Genomic DNA, 18,459 nt, shown 5'->3' with positions numbered 1-18,459 from the left:
TGAGTGCGGTCCGGTGTGCGGATAGCGACCACCCCGTGGCCGCCGTGCGAACAGGTGTCTTACGAACAGCCAATTGCCTGGCGCATAGGCCAATTGCCGCAGCCGCTGGCGATTACGGACCTTGGGCCAGGGGCAGACTCCGGCGTATGGGCTGGACGCACGACTACCGTGACGCACCAAGCGGCCGCGGCCCCGAAGCCGCCGCTGCTGCCAATGCCGCGCTGAGCGTTTCCGAGCGGGGCGGCTCCGGGCCTACCCAAGGCCATGACCCCGATATCGGGATTCCTCGCATCATCCGCCGCCGTGCCCGCTGGGTATCGGCGCGGCTGCGCCATCCACGCAGCCGCTAGCACCTCCGGCACCGCCACCACCTTCGGCATCGCCACCACCAGTACCGCCACCGTCGCCGACGGCAGCTCCGGCATGTCCGGCAGCACGGGCACCCTCATCGCCACCGCGCCCCCGCAGGGCCCGGGGCTCGGGGGCGCCCGCTGGAGGGCGCGCCCCTGACCGGCTTCCTAGTGCCGCGTCAGCCAAGGTGTGCCCGGTGGCGAGGCGTCCTGGTGCGTGCGATCGCAAGGCGGCCGGAGGCCCTCGTAGTGGGCCTCCTCGGGCTTTCGGCCACCGCGGCGAGAGGGGGCACCTCCCAGCGGTAGCCGGGGGAGCGTGCCAGGGCGGCGAACGGGCCGAACCTCGGCTGACGCGGCACTAGAGGGCGCACCCCTGGCTGTCCACCGGCTGCTCGGCCGTACGTCCCTCCGCGGCGTCCCCGGCCACCTCGTCCGCCGTCAGCGCGTACCCGGTGTCGGCGTCGTCGAGGGACTTGGCGAACACCACGCCGTACACCCGGCCCTGCGGGGTGAGCAGCGGGCCGCCGGAGTTGCCCTGGCGCACGGTCGCGTACAGCGAGTACACATCGCGGTTGACAGTGCCCCGGTGGTAGATGTCCGGGCCGTTGGCGTCGATGCGGTCGCGCACCCGGGCCGCGCGCACATCGAAGGCGCCGTTCTCCGGGAAACCGGCGACGATCGCGTCATCGCCGCTGTTCGCGTCCTCCTGGGCGAACTGGAGCGCCGGTGCGCGCAGCGTGGGAACGTCGAGGACCGCGATGTCGCGCTTCCAGTCGTAGAGCACGACCTTCGCGTCGTAGAGCCGGCCCTCGCCGCCTATCTGCACGGTCGGCTCGTCGACCCCGCCGACGACATGCGCGTTGGTCATCACCCGGTTCGGGGCGTAGACGAAGCCACTGCCCTCCAGGACCTTGCCGCAGCTGGGGGCGGTGCCGACCACCTTCACGATGCTCTGCTGGGCGCGGGTGGCCACCGGGGACCGCGCGAGCGCGGGGTCCGGCTGCGGCACCGAGGTGATCGGCTCATTGGCGAAGGGCGAGAAGACCTGCGGGAAGCCGCCCTGGGCCAGCACCGAGGAGAAGTCGGTGAACCAGGTGTTCGCCTCGTCCGGGACGACGCGGGAGACCCCGAGCAGCACCTTGGAGCTGCGGACCTCCTTGCCGAGGGTGGGCAGCGAGGTACCCGCGACGGCGGAGCCGATCAGCCAGGCGACCATCAGCATCGCCAGGACGTTCACCAGGGCGCCGCCCGTGGCGTCCAGGGCGCGCGCCGGTGACCAGGTGATGTACCGGCGCAGCTTGTTCCCCAGGTGGGTGGTGGCCGCCTGCCCGACCGAGGCGCAGACGATCACCAGGGCGACCGCCATGACGGCTGCGAACGTGCCGGGGGACGCTCTGTCGGTGGTGCCGTCCCAGACGACCGGCAGCAGATAGACCGCGACCAGACCACCACCGAGGAACCCCGTCACCGACAGCACACCGACGACGAAGCCCTGGCGGTAGCCGATGATCGCGAACCAAACGGCGGCGAGCAGCAGCAAGAAGTCCAGCACGTTCACCGAGACACCGTCTCATGCACGCCAGTCGAGTGGGACGCGCTTGGCGCGGTCCCAGGGCCGCTCCCACCCCGCGAAATGCAGGATGCGATCGATCACTCCGGCGGTGAAACCCCACACCAGAGCCCCTCCGACCAGGAACGCGGGCCCTGTGTGACCGCTCGGATGCGCTGTGGTCGCCCGATTCGCCGGATCCGTGAGATCGGCCACGGGAACGGTGAAGACCCGGGCCGTCTCGGCCGGATCCACCGGCCCGACCGGGCTCGGCCGGTGCCACCAGCCCAGCACCGGTGTGACCACGAAGCCGCTCACCGGGATGTAGAGCCGCGGCAGCACGCTGAAGATCTGGACCCCCGCGGGGTCGAGCCCGGTCTCCTCCTCGGCCTCGCGCAGCGCGGCGCGCAGCGGCCCCGCGCCATCCGGATTGCCGTCCTCCGGATCGAGCGCGCCCCCGGGGAACGAGGGCTGGCCGGCGTGCGAGCGCAGCGAACCGGACCGTTCCATCAGCAGCAGCTCGGGGCCGCGCGCCCCCTCCCCGAAGAGCACCAGTACGGCGGAGGGGCGGCCTCCGGCCCGCGGCGGCAGAAACCGGCTCAGCTGGGCCGGCTCGATCGTCTCGGCCGCGCGGGCCAGGGGCAGCAGCCACTCTGGCAGCCCCTGCGCGCTGACCCGCACCTCTCCGCCGTATGTGCTCGTCACTCGGCGGCTCCCAGCGGCGCCGCCGGACGGCCCGGGTAGTCGGACGGGGGACGCAGCCGCTGGCCGGGCTGACCGCCCATCTCGTATTTCAGCAGCTTCTTCGCCTTGTCCGGATCCGTCTCGCCCTCCCCGTACGACGGGCAGAGCGGGGCGATCGGGCAGGCGCCGCAGGCCGGCTTGCGGGCGTGGCAGACCCGGCGGCCGTGGAAGATGATGCGGTGCGAGAGCATCGTCCACTCGCTCTTCGGGAAGAGCGCGGCGATCTCCGCCTCGACCTTCTCCGGATCCTCCTGGTCGGTCCACTTCCAGCGCCGTACCAGCCGCCCGAAGTGGGTGTCCACGGTCAGACCCGGTACGCCGAAGGCATTGCCGAGCACCACATTGGCCGTCTTGCGGCCGACGCCAGGCAGGGTCACCAGGTCCTCCAGCCGACCCGGCACCTCACCGCCGAAGCTGTCACGCAGCGCTGCGGACAGGCCCAGCAGCGACTTGGCCTTGGCACGGAAGAAGCCGGTGGGCCGGATCAGCTGCTCCAGGACCTCGGGGTCGGCGGCCGCCATGTCCTCGGGGGTCGGATAGGCGGCGAAGAGCGCGGGGGTGGTCTGGTTGACCCGCAGATCGGTGGTCTGGGCGGACAGGACCGTGGCGACGAGGAGCTGGAACGGGCTGTCGAAGTCCAGCTCCGGGTGGGCGTACGGATACACCTCGGCCAGCTCGCGATTGATCCGCCGGGCCCGGCGGACGAGGGCGGTACGGGACTCGGTCCTGGCGCCACCGGACGACGGCCTGGCGGCGGTCGGTTTGGCGGAGGTCTTCTTGGCGGGCGCCTTCTCGGACGCGGTCCCGGACGTGGTGGTGGGTTTGCGCGGCTTCGCCGCTTTCGCCGCCTGCGCGGGCTGCTGTTCGCCCACAGCGGAATTACGAGGTGCGGTCACCCGTCCGGCCCCCTTGCCCTGTGCTCTCACCGGCGTATTGGACACCCGGCCAGCCTAAGCCCAGCCGCCGACATCCGGCCCGGCCAGAGCGGAGAGGCCGCCCAATCGGACCCCTGCCGTTCGGTCCGGAAGACCGGTGCGTCAAACTTGTGATTGATCGCACTGTTTTACCGTCCGGCATCATGGGGACGACGGTCCCCTGTGCATGTCGACAAGGAGAGACTCGTGGACGACGTTCTGCGGCGCGCCCCGCTCTTCGCGGCGCTCGATGACGAGCAGGCCGCTGAGCTGCGCGCCTCCATGGGAGAGGTCACCCTCGCGCGGGGTGACGCGCTCTTCCACGAAGGGGACCCCGGCGACCGCCTGTACGTGGTCACCGAGGGCAAGGTGAAGCTCCACCGCACCTCTCCCGACGGCCGCGAGAACATGCTGGCCGTGCTCGGCCCCGGCGAGCTGATCGGCGAGCTGTCGCTGTTCGACCCCGGCCCGCGCACCGCCACCGCCACCGCCCTCACCGAGGTCAAGCTGCTCGGCCTCGGCCACGGGGACCTCCAGCCGTGGCTGAACGCCCGGCCCGAGGTCGCCTCCGCGCTGCTGCGCGCCGTGGCCCGCCGACTGCGCAAGACCAACGACCAGATGTCCGACCTGGTCTTCTCCGATGTCCCCGGTCGCGTCGCCCGCGCCCTGCTGGACCTCTCGCGCCGCTTCGGCGTGCAGTCGGAGGAGGGTATCCACGTCGTCCACGACCTGACCCAGGAGGAACTGGCCCAGCTGGTCGGCGCCTCCCGCGAGACCGTCAACAAGGCGCTCGCCGACTTCGCGGGTCGTGGCTGGCTGCGGCTGGAGGCACGCGCCGTGATCCTGCTCGACGTCGAGCGCCTGGCGAAGCGCTCCCGCTGACCGAAGCGCTCTTTCGTAGCGCGGAAGACATAACCGAAGGGCCCCGACCGCGGATGGCGGTTTCTAGGGGTCGTTGCAACACGTGGTCGTGTTGATCAGGCCGCGAGCAGTTTATGCAGGCGCTCGGCTGGGGTTTCCCAGCCGAGCGTTTTGCGTGGGCGGCGGTTGAGCTGGTCGGCGACGGCGGCCAGGTGCTCGGGGCCGTGGGCGGACAGGTCGGTGCCCTTGGGGAAGTACTGACGGAGCAGTCCGTTGGTGTTCTCGTTCGAGCCGCGCTGCCAGGGGCTGGCGGGGTCGCAGAAGTAGACCGGGATGTCGGTGGCGAGGGTGAACTCGCCGTGGCGGGCCATCTCGCTGCCCTGGTCCCAGGTCAGGGACCGTTTCAGCTGGGCGGGCAGGGTCTGGACTGTGGTTGTCAGCGCTCCCAGGACGGCCTCGGCGCCGTGGTCGCCGGGCAGATGCAGGAGCATGGCGTAGCGGGTCGCGCGTTCCACCAGGGTGCCGATCGCGGACTTCCCGTCCTTGCCGATGATCAGGTCGCCTTCCCAGTGGCCGGGCAGGGCCCGGTCCTCGGCCTCGGCGGGCCGTTCGCTGATCATCACCATCGGGGTGGTGAACCGCGGCTGGCGGCAGTTGGCCTGCTTCTGCGGCTTGCGGCGGGCCCGCCCCGAGCGCAGGGTGCCGGCGAGCTCGCGCCGTAGCCGGCCTCTGCCCTGGACGTAAAGGGCCTGGTAGACGGTCTCGTGGACCACGTGCATCTCCGGCCGGTCGGGGAACTGTGCCCGCAGAGCGTGGCATACCTGCTCCGGGCTCCACTTCTCGTCCAGCATCGCCTGGACGGCGGCCCGCAGCTCGGGGTTCTCGCTGATCTTCCGGCGCTTGGGGCGGGGCCGGCGGGCATCCGCGCGGGCCTGGGCCGCGTAGGGCCGGTACTGACCGCTGCCCGGGTGCCGGTTGCGGCGGATCTCCCGGCTGATCGTGGACGGACTGCGGCCCAGCTCGGCCGCGATCGCCCGGACCGTCGCCTTCTCACGCAGCCGGTCGGCGATGTGGATCCGGTCGGCCTCGCACAGGTACCGCGACGGCGCAGAAGGCGGCCCCACCGAGTTGATCGGTGGGGCCGCCTTGTTGCTGCCGGACACGCCGCGTCCGTAGCGCCAGCGTTTCCCGGTCCGCCGGTTGATCCCGACAATCCGGCACGCTTCCGTGTTGCTCACGCCCTGCTGCATGAGCCGGAAGTATGCCTCCCGCTCACGAGTGAGCTTCCTGGGTCCCTGCGGCTGCCGGTCCTCACGGATCTCGAAGTCCATGCCACCCCTTGAGCTGGGGTGTTGCAACGACTCCTAGAACCCAAGCTCCCGGCCGGGGGCCTTCGGTCCTTCGGCCTTTCGGTTCGCTTCGGCTTGTTTTCGCTGGTCCGTGACAACGGGCTCGGGAGGTGCTCAGAGCGCCCCGGGGGCACTCCCGAGCGGCCGGAGTCCCGACCCGGCCCATGACCGCGCCCCGCACGCCCCCGGACGCCTTCGCGCGGGCGTGCACAGCTGCGCAGGGGGCGCGCAACCATCAGACAAGCGCCTGCCCGACGGCCTGCGCCCGCTCCGTACACCGCGCGCCGCGCCACCGCCCCCTCAGATCAGCCCGTGCTCCCGCAGATAGTCCAGCTGCGCCCGGACCGACAGCTCCGCCGCTGGCCACAGCGACCGGTCCACGTCCGCGTACACATGCGCCACGACCTCCCCAGGCGTGTGGTAGCCGTCCTCGACGGCCGTCTCCACCTGCGCCAGCCGGTTGGCCCGGTGCGCGAGGTAGTACTCCACCGCGCCCCGCGCGTCGTTCAGCACCGGCCCGTGGCCCGGCAGCACCGTGGACACCCCGTCGTCCACCGTCAGCGAGCGCAGCCTGCGCAGCGAGTCCAGATAGTCGCCGAGCCGCCCGTCCGGGTGCGCGACCACGGTCGTACCGCGTCCCAGCACCGTGTCGCCGGTGAGGACCGCGGCGTCGGCCGGGAGGTGGAAGCACAGCGAGTCGGCCGTATGGCCGGGCGTGGGCACCACCCGCAGCTCCAGCCCGCCGGTGGTTATGACGTCCCCCAGCTCCAGCCCCTCGTCCCCCAGCCGCAGCGCCGGGTCCAGGGCGCGCACCCGCGTGCGCGTCAGCTCGGCGAAGCGCGCCGCGCCCTCAGAGTGGTCCGCGTGGCCGTGGGTGAGCAGCGTCAGCGCGACGCGCTTCCCCGCCCGCTCCACCGTGGCGACGACCTCGCCGAGGTGGGCCTCGTCCAGCGGCCCGGGGTCGATGACCACGGCGAGGTCGGAGTCCGGTTCGGCGACGATCCAGGTGTTGGTGCCGTCCAGCGTCATGGGCGAGGGGTTCGGCGCCAGAACGCAGATGGCCCGGTCGGTGGCCGGTCCGCCGATCGCGCCTCCGCGCGGCTGGCCGGGCAGCGAGGCCGCGTACGTCATGCGGAGGATCCCCCCGTCGTGCCGGTCGGGATGTGCTTGGTGAACTCCTCGTGTCCCGGCCAGCTCAGCACCAGCTCGCCGTTCTCCAGCCGCGCCTGTGCGAGGACCGGGGTCAGATCGCGGTCGGCGGCCGCGGCCAGCGCCTCGCCGACCGAGCCGTACGGTCGCAGCTGGCGCAGTGTCGCGATGGTCGGCGGCATCATCAGCAGCTCGCCGCGGTCGTAGCCGTCGGCCGCCTCACCCGGCCGGATCCACACGGTCCGGTCCGCCTCCGTGGAGGCGTTGCGGGTGCGCTGCCCCCGCGGCAGCGCAGCCACGAAGAACCAGGTGTCGTAGCGGCGCGGTTCGAACTCCGGGGTGATCCAGCGGGCCCAGCAGCCCAGCAGATCCGAGCGGAGCACCAGCCCACGGCGGTCGAGGAACTCGGCGAACGACAGGTCCCGGCCCACCAGCGCCGCACGGTCCGCCTCCCAGTCGTCGCCCGTCGTGTCCGCGACGACCGTGTGCGGGGTCGGCCCGGCGAGCAGCACACCCGCCTCCTCGAAGGTCTCGCGGACCGCCGCGCACACGATGGCCTGCGCCTGCGTCGCGTCGCTCGCGTCGAGCCCCAGCCGCTGCGCCCACTGGGCGCGCGAGGGCCCGGCCCAGGCGACCATCCGCTCGTCGCGCGGATCGACGGAGCCGCCCGGATAGGCGTACGCGCCTCCGGCGAAGGCCATGGAGGCGCGTCTGCGCAGCATGTAGACGGCGGGGCCCCCCGGGGCCTCCCGCCCGTCGCGTACGGATTCCGCGGGCCCCGCGGACGCGCCGCGCTCCCCGGTCTCGCCGCTCTTCTCGGTCTCCCGGGTCTTCCCGGTGTCTCCGGTCCCGCCGGTCGCTTCGTCGGTTCCCCCGTCGCCCCCGGCACCCTGCGCGGCACTCTCGAGCCGCTCGGGTGCGTAAACGCCGTCCCCGTCCCGCCCGTCCTGTCCGTCCCGCAGCAGCAGCACGGTGGCGGCCCGGCGCGGCGTCACCGGTGTGAGCTCACCGGCCGACAGCAGCCGGATCCGCTCTGGCCACTCGGGCGGGTACCACTGGCCATTCGTAGTGGACATGGCCGGATGCTATGCGTTTGCGGGCGGATGTTCGAGGGGCCCTCGCCGCACCGGCCGGGTACGGCGGCCGGATCCAGGTGATGCACCAGGCGGACTAGTCAGCGACCTCGACCTGGAGCTCGACCTCGACCGGCGCGTCGAGCGGCAGCACCGCCACGCCGACCGCGCTGCGCGCGTGCACACCCGCGTCGCCCAGCACCTCGCCCAGCAGCTCGCTCGTACCGTTGACGACACCGGGCTGACCGGTGAAGTCCGGTGCCGAGGCGACGAAGCCCACAACCTTCACCACACGCACGATCTTGTCGAGATCGCCGATGACCGACTTCACGGCGGCCAGTGCGTTCAGCGCGCAGGTCCGCGCCAGCTCCTTGGCCTCCTCGGGGGTCACCTCGGCACCGACCTTGCCGGTCACGCCCAGCTTGCCCTCGACCAGCGGCAGCTGACCCGCCGTATAGATGTACGAACCGGTGCGGATCGCGGGCACGTACGAGGCGAGGGGAGCCGCGACCTCCGGCAGCGTCAGACCGAGTCCGGCGAGTTTGTCCTCGACGGCGCTCATGCCTTCTCCCGCTTCAGGTAGGCCACCAGCTGCTCCGGGTTGTTCGGCCCCGGAACGACCTGGACGAGCTCCCAGCCGTCCTCGCCCCAGGTGTCCAGAATCTGCTTCGTGGCGTGCACGAGCAGCGGCACGGTCGCGTATTCCCACTTCGTCATGAGCCGACTGTAATGCCTCTCCACCGGGGCCTGGTGCGTAGCCCGTGGGGCGACTGGTTAGGCTCCCCAGTGTGAGCAGGCTCCATGTCGTCAGTGGCAAGGGCGGAACCGGCAAGACCACGGTCGCCGCGGCACTCGCGCTGGCCCTCGCGGCCGAAGGCAGACGCACGCTGCTGGTCGAGGTCGAAGGCCGCCAGGGGATCGCGCAGCTCTTCGAGACGGAGGCGCTGCCCTACGAGGAGCGGAAGATCGCGACCGCGCCGGGCGGTGGTGAGGTGCACGCCCTCGCGATCGATCCGGAGTTCGCCCTCCTCGACTACCTCCATATGTTCTACAAGCTGGGCTCGGCCGGACGCGCCCTCAAGAAGCTGGGCGCGATCGACTTCGCGACCACGATCGCCCCCGGGCTGCGCGATGTGCTGCTGACCGGCAAGGCGTGCGAGGCGGTGCGCCGCAAGGGCAAGGACGGGCGCTTCGTCTACGACTCCGTGGTCATGGACGCCCCGCCCACCGGCCGGATCACCCGCTTCCTGAACGTCAACCACGAGGTGGCGGGGCTGGCCCGGACCGGCCCGATACACAACCAGGCGCAGGCCGTGATGCGCGTGCTGAAGTCTCCCCAGACGGCGGTCCACCTGGTGACGCTGCTGGAGGAGATGCCGGTCCAGGAGACCGCGGACGGTATCGCGGAGCTGCGCGCCGACGGCCTGCCGACCGGCGCGGTCATCATCAACATGGTGCGGCCCGCGATCCTCGACCACGACGCCGTCGAGATCGCGGCGAACGGGCAGCGCGCGGCGGTCGCGAAGGCGCTCTCGCAGGCGGGTCTGGGCGGCGCGCGCCGTGGCGGTCTCGCCGAGCGCCTGGTCGATCCGCTGCTGGAGCAGGCGCGCGAGCATGCGGAGCGGGTCGCGCTGGAGCGGACGCAGCGGGCCGAACTGTCCGGTCTGGGGCTGCCGCTGCACGAGTTGGAGCTGCTCACCGACGGCGTCGACCTGGCCGGGCTCTACCGGCTGGCGGCGGATCTGCGCAAGCAGTGGCCGTCGTGAGCGCGGCCGTCCCGAGCACGGCCATCGTGAGGGCGGCCGTCCCGAGCACAGCCATCGTGAGCACGGCCGTCCCGAGCACGGCCATCGTGAGGGCTGTCCCGGGCGCGCACGGCGGAAACGGGCCGGGCCGCGCGGGCGAGGCGGTCGGCAGGGGCTTGATGGGCGGTACGAGCCGTACGCAGGAGGCGGCATGAGCATGGACGTGGCACCTCGGCTGGAGACCGACGCGCTCCTGGACGACCCGCAGACCCGCATCGTGGTGTGCTGCGGCTCCGGAGGCGTCGGCAAGACCACCACGGCCGCCGCCCTGGGCGTACGGGCCGCGGAACGCGGCCGCAAGGTCGTGGTCCTCACCATCGACCCGGCACGCCGGCTGGCCCAGTCGATGGGCATCGACGCGCTCGACAACATCCCGCGGAAGGTGGCGGGCGTCGGCGCCGAGAACGGCGGCGAACTGCACGCCATGATGCTGGACATGAAGCGGACGTTCGACGAGTTCGTCGAGGCGCACGCCGACCCCGAGCGCGCCCGCGCGATCCTGGCGAACCCGTTCTACCAGTCGCTCTCGGCCGGTTTCGCGGGCACGCAGGAATACATGGCCATGGAGAAGCTCGGCCAGCTGCGCGCCCGCGACGAGTGGGACCTGATCATCGTCGACACCCCTCCGAGCCGGTCGGCGCTGGACTTCCTGGATGCGCCGAAACGTCTCGGCTCGTTCCTGGACGGGAAGTTCATCCGGGTGCTGATGGCACCGGCGAAGGTCGGTGGCCGGGCCGGGATGAAGTTCCTGAACGTGGGCGTCTCGATGATGACCGGCACGGTCAGCAAGGTGCTGGGCGGACAGCTGATGCGCGACGTGCAGACGTTCGCTGCCGCGATGGACACGATGTTCGGCGGGTTCCGCACCCGCGCGGAGGCCACCTACCGGCTGCTCCAGGCTCCCGGTACGGCCTTCCTCGTGGTGGCCGCCCCGGAGCGGGACGCCCTGCGCGAGGCCGCGTACTTCGTCGAACGGCTGGCGGCTGACCGGATGCCGCTGGCCGGGCTGGTGCTGAACCGGGTGCACGGCAGCGGGGCCGAACAGCTTTCCGCGGAACGGGCGCTGGCGGCCGCGGAGATCCTCTCGATGGCGGAGGCCGCCACGGACCCGGCGGCGGACGCCGACATGGACCCCGAGGTGGACCCGGCAGACCCGGACGTGGATCCGGCGGATCCCGAGCCGGGCCCGGCGGCGGATGCCGACTTGGACCCCGCCGATGCGAGCGATCCGGCCAACCCTGGCGCCGGCGAAGAAAATCTTGCCGACGGCGGATTTGTCGATCGTGACTCAGGGAAGGCTCAAGCGCGGAACCCCTCGGCAGCGGACCCCGACGTCTCCCCCACGTCGGCGGACACGTCGGCGGAGCGGCTCGCCGCGGGACTGCTTCGGCTGCACGCGGAGCGTATGCAGGTGCTCGGACGCGAGCAGCGTACGCACGACCGCTTCACGGCACTGCACCCCGAGGTTCCGGTGGCCCAAGTGGCCGCGCTCCCCGGAGACGTACACGATCTGGCAGGGCTGCGGGCGATCGGCGATCGCCTGGCAATCCCGCTGGAGCGCCCCCAGCGCGCGGGCTGAACGCCCGCGGCTGAACAACCCCCAGCAAGCGGCGTACGCCCACGTGCCGGGCACAGGACAGCGCACAACTCCGCGCGTATGCGCGCCCGGTGCGTGCCGACGCGGAGGCCGAGGGCACCCCCCATGGCGCCCTCGTCACGCCCAGCACGTCGTACGCAGGTCTCAGGCGGTCCTCACGGTCCTCACAGACCTCCCGTCGCGCTCAGGGTGGGCAGACCCCCCTAGGCCGCGGGCGCCGCGGGCCGTACCGCCCGTCCATCGAGACGCGCCTCATGGCCTATGACCGAACCGGTCCATGACCGAATCGACTCAAGGCCGACCACGACCGTCCGTGGCCGCGGCCGCATTCGTCCCGGACAGAACATGCACGTACCCGTGCCCGCCCCTGAGACCGACCGCCGTCGCCACCACTATCCGACGGCGGCGAAGCGCTCGTACTCCTCGTCGTCGAAGGGCAGAATGCCCGCGCTGCGCTCGTACTCGGTGCGCGCGGTCTCCAGCAGCCTGCGCCACGAGGTCACGGTCGGCCGGCGGCGCAGCAGTGCCCGCCGCTCGCGCTCGGTCATCCCTCCCCACACACCGAACTCGACACGGTTGTCCAGGGCGTCCGCAAGGCACTCGGTGCGCACCGGGCATCCGGTGCAGACCGCTTTGGCCCTGTTCTGTGCCGCGCCCTGGACGAACAGTTCATCTGGATCAGTAGTGCGGCAGGCAGCCTGCGCACTCCAGTCGGTTACCCAGCCCATGCTGGCGCCGTCCTCTCCCGAATCGGAGCTCCCCCACGGCGACAAACGGCATATTCACCGTCGCCAGTTGAGGACGTTACGGAAGGCGAGCAGGGCGCAACACCCCCTGCGGGCCCAATCTTGGATGGCCCGAACGGACTATGGGTACGCGGCAGATCACCCAACGGAGTGAGCTGGCGACATTTGCGATCACTAGTGCAAACCCGGGCAGTTCACCCAAGGAACAAAGGGCAGCTCAGGACAGGGGGCCGCAATCCGGGCAGGTCTCATCACTCACTAGAGTGAGGGTGGGGGTGTGGCGCAGCCGTGCATCTGTGACTGGCGTGAAACAGCTTATGCGAACACGCGGTCCCCTGTCCGGCGATTCGACACGTAGGCTGCCCCCTATGGGTAACACGCGTTCGGGTGGGGGGCTGTCCACCACTCAACAGGCCGCCAAGTTCCTCGGCGTCAGCGTGCTGGCCGGTGCGGTCATGGCCGGGCTCGCGCTGCCCGCGGTCGGGGCGTTCGGCCTTGCCGCCAAGGGAACGGTCGAGGAGTTCGACGAGATTCCGGCCAATCTCAAGACTCCGCCGCTCAGCGAGCGGACCACCATCCTGGACGCCAAGGGCGGCGAGATCGCGAAGGTCTACTCACGCGACCGCAGCATCGTGAAACTCAAGGACATCTCCCCCTATATGCGTCAGGCGATCGTCGCGATCGAGGACGCGCGCTTCTACGAGCACGGGGCGATCGACCTCAAGGGCGTCCTGCGCGCCGCGAACAAGAACGCCCAGAACGGCGGCGTCTCACAGGGTGCCTCCACCCTCACCCAGCAGTACGTGAAGAACGTCTTCGTCGAGGAGGCGGGCAACGACGAGGAGAAGGTTGCCCAGGCCACCGAGCAGTCCATCGGCCGCAAGATCAAGGAACTCAAGTACGCGATCCAGGTCGAGAAGGAACTGGGCAAGAAGCGGATCCTCGAGAACTACCTGAACATCACCTTCTTCGGGCAGCAGGCGTACGGCATCGAGGCCGCCGCCCAGCGCTACTTCAGCAAGCCCGCCAAGGACCTCGAGGTGCAGCAGGCCGCGCTGCTGGCCGGTCTCGTCCAGTCACCCAGCCGCTACGACCCGGTGGCCCACCCGGAGACGGCCGAGGCCCGGCGCAACACCGTGCTCCAGCGCATGGCCGACGTGAAGAACATCAGCCAGGCGCAGGCCGACGCGGCGAAGAAGAAGCCGCTCGGTCTGAAGGTCAGCCCGCCCCGGAGCGGCTGCATCACGGCCGTCCACGGCGCGGGCTTCTTCTGTGACTACGTCCACCGGATCTTCCTCAGCGACCCGGTCTTCGGCAAGACCCGGGAGGCGCGTGCCAAGCGCTGGGCCCAGGGCGGCCTGACGATCCGCACGACCCTGGACCCGCAGGCGCAGGAGTCGGTCGAGAAGTCGGTCAAGGCTCATGTGTACCAGTCCGACCGGGTCGCCACCGCCGTCACGCTCGTCGAGCCGGGCACCGGCAAGGTGCTGGGCATGGGCCAGTCCCGGCCCTACGGCGTCGACAAGGACGAAACCCAGCTCAACCTCTCCGCGGACAAGTCGATGGGCGGTTCGAACTACGGCTTCCAGGTCGGCTCGACCTTCAAGCCGATCACCGCCGCGGCCGCCATCGAGCGGGGCACGAAGCCGTACAAGCGCTACTCCTCGCCATACAAGATGGAGTACCCGAGCCCGGTCAGCACCTGCAAGGGCTCCTGGACCAACAACGAGGGCTCGACCGTCGAGAACGAGAACGAGCACGAGGTCGGCCCGTACGGGATGAAGGAGGCGACCGCGAAGTCGGTCAACACCTACTTCGTCCAGCTGATCAGTGACATCGGGGTCTGCCCGGTGACGGAGCTGGCCGACAAGATGGGCGTGCGGCGGGCCGACGGCAAGGAGCACCACCAGGTGCCCTCCCTCACCCTCGGCACCGAGGGCTTCTCCCCGCTCACGATGGCCAACGCCTACGCGACCTTCGCCAACCGCGGTGTCTACTGCTCCCCGGTCTTCATCGAGTCGATCACCGGGCCCGGCGGCAAGGCACTCAAGGTCCCGAAGTCCACGTGCCGGCGCGCCATGTCCCAGAAGACCGCGGACACCATCAACACCCTGCTGCGCGGTGTGGTCGAGGACGGCACCGGCAAGCAGGCCGGGCTCCAGAGCCGTCCGAGCGCCGGAAAGACGGGTACGACGGACGAGCGGCGGGCCGCGTGGTTCGTCGGCTACACCCCGAACCTCGCGGGCGCGGTCTGGGTCGGCGGCCCGGGTCCGGAGGGCGTCAAGATGGAGAACATCACCATCGGGGGCGTCCCCCACGACAAGGTCTACGGCGCGGACACTCCGGGACCGATCTGGAAGGACGCGATGAGCGGCGCGCTGGAGGGCAAGCCCGCGCAGAACTTCGTCACCGTCCCGATCAAGGACCCGAACGCCCGCAAGCCGGACCACCACCGCAAGCCGGGCCGCGGCGGCAATGGCGGGCCGGATGACCCCTGGCCGGACATCTCCCTCCCCCCGGACCTGATCGGCGGGGGCAACGGGAACGGCGGCAAGGGAAACGGGGGCGGGAACGGCGGCTGGCACCTGCCGTAGTACTGGCTGCTGAACGCTGAGGGGGCCGGGCATCAGCCGCCCGGCCCCCTTCGTATATCCGTTCAGCGCTCCCCACCTGCGGAATCCCATGAATCCGGGGATCTTGGAGGACCGCCGCCGCGGCGCGGGCTCAGCCCGCTAGCCGGCGCTTCACCGCGGCGGCGACGCGGCCGCCCTCGGCCCGCCCGGCGATCTTGGGGTTCACGATCTTCATGACCGCACCCATGGCCCGCGGGCCCTCGGCCCCGGCCGCCGCGGCCTCGCGCACGGCCTCGGCCACCAGCGCGTTCAGCTCGTCGTCGGTCAGCGGCTTCGGCAGGTACTCGGCGAGCACCTCGCCCTCGGCCTGCTCCCGCTCGGCCTGCTCGGTCCGCCCGCCCTTGGCGAAGGCGTCGGCCGCCTCGCGGCGCTTCTTCGCCTCCCGCGCGATGATCTTCTCCACCTCGGCATCGGACAGCTCACGGGCGCTCTCACCCGCGACCTCTTCCTTCTGGATCGCGGTGAGGGTCAGCCGGAGAGTGGAGGAGCGCAGCTCGTCGCGCGCCTTGATCGCCGCGGTGAGGTCGTCCTGCAGCCTGGACTTGAGCGTGGTGGTCATGGCGACGAGTCTGCCAGTACTGGCCAGGAATCACCCGAAGATTTCTCCCCCACCCGCGTTCTGCGACCATGGTGACCATGCGCGCGCAATACGGAGTACCTCTGGGAATCACGGCGGTCGGCGCGGCCGGCCTCGCCTACGCGGCCGCCTTCGAAGTCCGGTCCTTCCGGCTCCGACGGATCACCGTCCCGGTGCTCCCGAGCGGGATGCGCCCCCTGCGCGTCCTCCAGATCTCGGACATCCACATGGTGAGCGGCCAGCGCAAGAAGCAGCGCTGGCTCCAGTCCCTCGCCGGGCTGCGTCCCGACGTCGTCGTCAACACCGGCGACAACCTCTCGGACCCCGAGGCCGTACCGGAGGTCCTGGACGCGCTGGGCCCGCTGATGGAGTTCCCGGGCACGTACGTCTTCGGCTCGAACGACTACTACGGACCGAAGCCGCGCAATCCCGCCCGCTACCTGATGGAAAAGGTCAGCGGCCGCCACGGTCTCAACGGCAACCCCCCGGTCGTCGGCGCGATCCACAACCCCTGGCACGAACTGCGCGACGCCTTCGACGCGGCGGGCTGGGTCGGACTCTCGAACACCCGGGGCCGGCTGAAGCTGAACGACATCGAGATCGCCCTCACCGGCCTCGACGACCCCCACATCAAGCGCGACCGCTACGCCGAGGTGGCCGGCGGCGCCGAGACCGACGCGGACCTGTCCCTGGCCGTGGTCCACGCCCCCTACCTCCGCGTCCTGGACGCCTTCACCGCCGACCGCTACCCCCTGATCCTCGCGGGCCACACCCACGGGGGCCAGCTGTGCATCCCCTTCTACGGTGCCCTGGTCACCAACTGCGACCTGGACACCCAGCGGGTCAAGGGCCTCTCCAGCCACCACGCCGAGGGCCACACCTCCTATCTCCACGTCTCCGCGGGCTGCGGCACCAACCGCTACACCCCGATCCGCTTCGCCTGCCCGCCGGAGGCCACCCTCCTCACCCTCACCCCCCAGACCCCCTGAAACCGGACACCCCCGCCCCCACCTGCGAGAGCCCCGAAACCGGATTTCGTCTCTGGCCAGCGGTCCGCTAAAGTAGAGCTCGTTGCTTCGGGGTGTAGCGCAGCTTGGCAGCGCGCTTCGTTCGGGACGAAGAGGTCGTGGGTTCAAATCCCGCCACCCCGACACAGGTCAGAGGGCCAATCGCATGAACGCGATTGGCCCTCTGTCATGCTCGGGGGGCCAAACAGGGGGCCAAACGAATTTGCTCAGGCCACCGCGTCGCCCTCTTCCTGCTCCTCCGTGTCCTCCCCTTCCTGATCTTCGGCGAAGATGTCGTCCATCGCTTCAGCTCCCTGCGTGATCACCGGACGGAGCTGCTTGCGGTAGACCGCTTCCGTGGTCGCCTGGCTGCTGTGACCGACCAACAGCGCGATCCGCTCCAACGGGATGCCGTGATCTGAGAGCAGGGACACGAAGCTGTGCCGCAGCTCCCGCGGCGTCCACTCCGGCTTCAGCCCTGCCTTCTTCACGATGGCCTTGAAGTCGCGCCGGACGTTGGCCGCGTCGAGCGGCTCGCCGCTCCTCGTCGTGAAGACACAGCCGGTTGGGCTCCACTCCATCCCACGGGATGCGCGCTCCTGCTTCTGCCACCTCACGTGCTCTTCGAGCACGTCGACGACCTGCTTCGGCAGTGCGATGGTCCGGCGGCTCTTCCTGGTCTTGGTTTCACCGTGCTTGCGCACCGAGCGCCACACGGCGACGTACGGCGGGATGCCGTCCTTCGGCTCCAGGAAGACGTGGTCCCAGGTGAGGGGCCGCGCCTCTTCCGTGCGCACGCCACTGAGGAGCGAGAGCACGAGATAGGCATACAGCCGTGACGGTCGTGCGGCGATGAGCACGGCTTTCGCCTGCTCCAGGTTCAATGCCTTGCTCGGGCGGCCGGGGCGCCCCTCCGGCGCGGTGACGAGTAGGGCGACGTTCCGCGCGGCCTTGTCCCGGCGCTGAGCGTGCGCGATGGAGCGGCGCAGGATGGCGAGCAGGTCACGCAGGCTTCGCGTCGCGAGGAATTCGGCCCTATCGTCCAACCAGTCGTCGACATCGTCCGCACTGAGTTCCTTCAGCTTGGCCTTGCCGATGAACGGGATGAGGTGCTTGTTCGCCATCGAGCGGTTCTTGCCGATGGTGCCCTTCTCGTCGCGCCCCTTCAGCCCGCGCTCCAACCAGTCGTTCACCGCGTCGGCCACGGTGTAGGTGGCCGGAGCCTTGACGCCCGTCTGCACCTCCTTCTTCAAGTCCCGGATCTTGTTGCGCACTTCGGTCTTCGTCTTGCCGTACACCTTCGGTCGACGGCGCTTCCCGTTCGGGGCGTACCCCAGGGAGACGGCCCCCACGTAGCTCTTCTTGGCAGGGTCCCAATAGATCGTGTCCGCACCGTGGCCAGCCTTTTGGGCGCGCTTCGGGGTCTCGGTCATGTTCTGTTGTGCCTCCATAGGACAGGGCCGCGCCCTGATGGACGCGGCCCTGTGGAACTGCGGTGATGAAAAGCTCAGGCGGTGGCTTCCGCCTCGCGCTTGAGGAGTTCGACGTACTGCGCGACATACTCGGGCGGCACGAGACGGCGACGGCCGATGCGGACGGTCTGGAGTCGTCCGAGGCGGATCTCTTCATAGACCAGCGAGCGGCCGATGTTCAGCGCCGCCGCGGCTTCTTCCGGTCGGTACAGGAGCCGCTCGGTAGGAGCGGCGAGCGTGACGCTCATTCCGGAGTGCCTCCTAGGCGGGAAGGTCTCGGGTGCCTCTTGTGGCCACGTGTGTGTCCTAGGTGCGGATTTCTGCGTCACAGCGTCACCTGCGTCATTCATGGAGTCTGAACGGCGGGTTTCGGGTGACGCAGAGCACCGGTGGTGCGTCACCGGTGACGCAGGCTGTTCGTCACGCGTGACGCAGGTGACGCGGCGTGACGCAGAGAACAGCCGTCTGCGTCACGCCCGTATGCGCAGGCCACCCGGCGTTTTCCGGGTGCCCGTGACGCAGGTGACGCAGCGTTCCCCACTTAGGAAAAAGAGAGAGGCATCTGTGGTGGTGCAGTGCGGCTTAGGGCGTGAAGAAGGAGCCGCTGCGCGGAGCGACCATCGGGCGGCGTTC

At 70.4% G+C, this 18,459-nt stretch carries 19 protein-coding genes and 1 tRNA gene; 8 read left to right on the top strand and 12 right to left on the bottom strand.

Annotated features, from left to right (window positions below; translation table 11 throughout):
- The first annotated feature begins 146 nt into the window (after positions 1-146).
- Positions 147-350, top strand: coding sequence for a hypothetical protein (locus HUT19_RS43135; RefSeq protein ID WP_254885699.1), 204 nt, complete (start codon positions 147-149; stop codon positions 348-350).
- Positions 304-510, top strand: a complete 207-nt coding sequence (locus HUT19_RS21770; RefSeq protein ID WP_176182076.1) for a hypothetical protein — start codon at positions 304-306, stop codon at positions 508-510. The genes HUT19_RS43135 and HUT19_RS21770 overlap by 47 nt, the downstream gene beginning before the upstream one ends.
- 198 nt (positions 511-708) lie before the next feature.
- On the opposite strand, the gene HUT19_RS21765 is transcribed toward HUT19_RS21770, so the two are convergent.
- Genes HUT19_RS21765 through nth form a run of 3 tightly spaced genes read right to left on the bottom strand, consistent with a single transcriptional unit; the run spans position 709 to position 3,539 of the window.
- Entirely contained in the window at positions 709-1,908 is a 1,200-nt protein-coding gene (locus HUT19_RS21765; protein ID WP_176182075.1) for a MarP family serine protease, read from the bottom strand.
- A gap of 12 nt (positions 1,909-1,920) precedes the next feature.
- Positions 1,921-2,604 carry a CoA pyrophosphatase gene (locus tag HUT19_RS21760; RefSeq protein ID WP_176182074.1) on the bottom strand — a complete coding sequence of 228 codons (684 nt, stop codon included), beginning with the start codon at positions 2,602-2,604 and terminating at the stop codon, positions 1,921-1,923.
- Positions 2,601-3,539, bottom strand: coding sequence for an endonuclease III (gene nth / locus HUT19_RS21755; protein ID WP_176182073.1), 939 nt, complete (start codon positions 3,537-3,539; stop codon positions 2,601-2,603). The genes HUT19_RS21760 and nth overlap by 4 nt, the downstream gene beginning before the upstream one ends.
- A gap of 225 nt (positions 3,540-3,764) precedes the next feature.
- Between nth and HUT19_RS21750 the strand changes: the two genes are divergently transcribed.
- Positions 3,765-4,439 carry a Crp/Fnr family transcriptional regulator gene (locus HUT19_RS21750; protein WP_014061749.1) on the top strand — a complete coding sequence of 225 codons (675 nt, stop codon included), beginning with the start codon at positions 3,765-3,767 and terminating at the stop codon, positions 4,437-4,439.
- 95 nt (positions 4,440-4,534) lie between these two features.
- On the opposite strand, the gene HUT19_RS21745 is transcribed toward HUT19_RS21750, so the two are convergent.
- The 5 genes from HUT19_RS21745 to HUT19_RS21725 form a co-directional block, all read right to left on the bottom strand.
- Entirely contained in the window at positions 4,535-5,749 is a 1,215-nt protein-coding gene (locus HUT19_RS21745; protein WP_254885586.1) for an IS30 family transposase, read from the bottom strand.
- Positions 5,750-6,067: 318 nt separating this feature from the next.
- The gene (locus HUT19_RS21740) at positions 6,068-6,898 is read right to left on the bottom strand and encodes an MBL fold metallo-hydrolase (RefSeq protein WP_176182072.1); all 831 of its coding nucleotides are present in this window, start codon (positions 6,896-6,898) and stop codon (positions 6,068-6,070) included.
- Positions 6,895-7,992: an NUDIX hydrolase gene (locus HUT19_RS21735; protein ID WP_176182071.1), complete on the bottom strand. Its 1,098-nt coding sequence runs from the start codon at positions 7,990-7,992 to the stop codon at positions 6,895-6,897. The genes HUT19_RS21740 and HUT19_RS21735 overlap by 4 nt, the downstream gene beginning before the upstream one ends.
- 94 nt (positions 7,993-8,086) lie before the next feature.
- Positions 8,087-8,551 (bottom strand): RidA family protein, encoded by a 465-nt coding sequence (locus HUT19_RS21730; protein WP_176182070.1) that lies wholly within the window; start codon positions 8,549-8,551, stop codon positions 8,087-8,089.
- Positions 8,548-8,706, bottom strand: a complete 159-nt coding sequence (locus HUT19_RS21725; RefSeq protein ID WP_003967454.1) for a DUF4177 domain-containing protein — start codon at positions 8,704-8,706, stop codon at positions 8,548-8,550. The genes HUT19_RS21730 and HUT19_RS21725 overlap by 4 nt, the downstream gene beginning before the upstream one ends.
- A 71-nt stretch (positions 8,707-8,777) precedes the next feature.
- On the opposite strand from HUT19_RS21725, the gene HUT19_RS21720 reads away from it, so the two are divergent.
- Both HUT19_RS21720 and HUT19_RS21715 read left to right on the top strand, forming a co-directional pair.
- Entirely contained in the window at positions 8,778-9,755 is a 978-nt protein-coding gene (locus HUT19_RS21720) for an ArsA-related P-loop ATPase (RefSeq protein ID WP_176182069.1), read from the top strand.
- A gap of 190 nt (positions 9,756-9,945) precedes the next feature.
- Positions 9,946-11,373 (top strand): ArsA family ATPase, encoded by a 1,428-nt coding sequence (locus HUT19_RS21715; RefSeq protein ID WP_176182068.1) that lies wholly within the window; start codon positions 9,946-9,948, stop codon positions 11,371-11,373.
- A gap of 410 nt (positions 11,374-11,783) precedes the next feature.
- On the opposite strand, the gene HUT19_RS21710 is transcribed toward HUT19_RS21715, so the two are convergent.
- A complete protein-coding gene (locus HUT19_RS21710; protein WP_030829787.1) occupies positions 11,784-12,119 on the bottom strand; it encodes a WhiB family transcriptional regulator in 336 nt (111 codons plus the stop codon).
- A 386-nt stretch (positions 12,120-12,505) separates the two neighbouring features.
- Here HUT19_RS21710 and HUT19_RS21705 point away from each other — a divergent pair, with 386 nt between their 5' ends.
- A complete protein-coding gene (locus HUT19_RS21705) occupies positions 12,506-14,731 on the top strand; it encodes a transglycosylase domain-containing protein (protein WP_176182067.1) in 2,226 nt (741 codons plus the stop codon).
- 130 nt (positions 14,732-14,861) lie between these two features.
- On the opposite strand, the gene HUT19_RS21700 is transcribed toward HUT19_RS21705, so the two are convergent.
- On the bottom strand, positions 14,862-15,329 hold the full coding sequence (locus tag HUT19_RS21700; RefSeq protein ID WP_176182066.1) for a GatB/YqeY domain-containing protein: 468 nt from the start codon (positions 15,327-15,329) through the stop codon (positions 14,862-14,864).
- Positions 15,330-15,406: 77 nt separating this feature from the next.
- On the opposite strand from HUT19_RS21700, the gene HUT19_RS21695 reads away from it, so the two are divergent.
- Positions 15,407-16,336, top strand: coding sequence for a metallophosphoesterase (locus HUT19_RS21695; protein ID WP_176182065.1), 930 nt, complete (start codon positions 15,407-15,409; stop codon positions 16,334-16,336).
- 88 nt (positions 16,337-16,424) lie between these two features.
- Positions 16,425-16,498 (top strand) — tRNA-Pro (locus HUT19_RS21690).
- An 83-nt stretch (positions 16,499-16,581) separates the two neighbouring features.
- Here HUT19_RS21690 and xerC read toward each other — a convergent pair.
- Positions 16,582-17,787, bottom strand: coding sequence for a tyrosine recombinase XerC (gene xerC / locus HUT19_RS21685; protein ID WP_176182064.1), 1,206 nt, complete (start codon positions 17,785-17,787; stop codon positions 16,582-16,584).
- Between the two features lie 74 nt (positions 17,788-17,861).
- The gene (locus HUT19_RS21680) at positions 17,862-18,074 is read right to left on the bottom strand and encodes a helix-turn-helix domain-containing protein (RefSeq protein WP_176182063.1); all 213 of its coding nucleotides are present in this window, start codon (positions 18,072-18,074) and stop codon (positions 17,862-17,864) included.
- Between the last annotated feature and the right edge of the window lie 385 nt (positions 18,075-18,459).

The sequence above is a fragment of the Streptomyces sp. NA02950 genome (assembly GCF_013364155.1).
Taxonomy (GTDB): Bacteria; Actinomycetota; Actinomycetes; order Streptomycetales; family Streptomycetaceae; genus Streptomyces.
Note: the sequence above shows the minus strand (reverse complement) of the source record. Positions and strands in the feature narration are given on the sequence as shown.

Excerpts from the sequence above, each read along its gene's own strand:
- HUT19_RS43135 (WP_254885699.1), top strand. The coding sequence starts at position 147 with ATGGGCTGGACGCACGACTACCGTGACGCACCAAGCGGCCGCGGCCCC.
- HUT19_RS21745 (WP_254885586.1), bottom strand. The coding sequence starts at position 5,749 with ATGGACTTCGAGATCCGTGAGGACCGGCAGCCGCAGGGACCCAGGAAG.
- HUT19_RS21740 (WP_176182072.1), bottom strand. The coding sequence starts at position 6,898 with ATGACGTACGCGGCCTCGCTGCCCGGCCAGCCGCGCGGAGGCGCGATC.
- HUT19_RS21735 (WP_176182071.1), bottom strand. The coding sequence starts at position 7,992 with ATGTCCACTACGAATGGCCAGTGGTACCCGCCCGAGTGGCCAGAGCGG.
- HUT19_RS21730 (WP_176182070.1), bottom strand. The coding sequence starts at position 8,551 with ATGAGCGCCGTCGAGGACAAACTCGCCGGACTCGGTCTGACGCTGCCG.
- HUT19_RS21725 (WP_003967454.1), bottom strand. The coding sequence starts at position 8,706 with ATGACGAAGTGGGAATACGCGACCGTGCCGCTGCTCGTGCACGCCACG.
- HUT19_RS21715 (WP_176182068.1), top strand. The coding sequence starts at position 9,946 with ATGAGCATGGACGTGGCACCTCGGCTGGAGACCGACGCGCTCCTGGAC.
- HUT19_RS21710 (WP_030829787.1), bottom strand. The coding sequence starts at position 12,119 with ATGGGCTGGGTAACCGACTGGAGTGCGCAGGCTGCCTGCCGCACTACT.
- HUT19_RS21705 (WP_176182067.1), top strand. The coding sequence starts at position 12,506 with ATGGGTAACACGCGTTCGGGTGGGGGGCTGTCCACCACTCAACAGGCC.
- HUT19_RS21700 (WP_176182066.1), bottom strand. The coding sequence starts at position 15,329 with ATGACCACCACGCTCAAGTCCAGGCTGCAGGACGACCTCACCGCGGCG.
- HUT19_RS21695 (WP_176182065.1), top strand. The coding sequence starts at position 15,407 with ATGCGCGCGCAATACGGAGTACCTCTGGGAATCACGGCGGTCGGCGCG.
- xerC (WP_176182064.1), bottom strand. The coding sequence starts at position 17,787 with ATGACCGAGACCCCGAAGCGCGCCCAAAAGGCTGGCCACGGTGCGGAC.
- HUT19_RS21680 (WP_176182063.1), bottom strand. The coding sequence starts at position 18,074 with ATGAGCGTCACGCTCGCCGCTCCTACCGAGCGGCTCCTGTACCGACCG.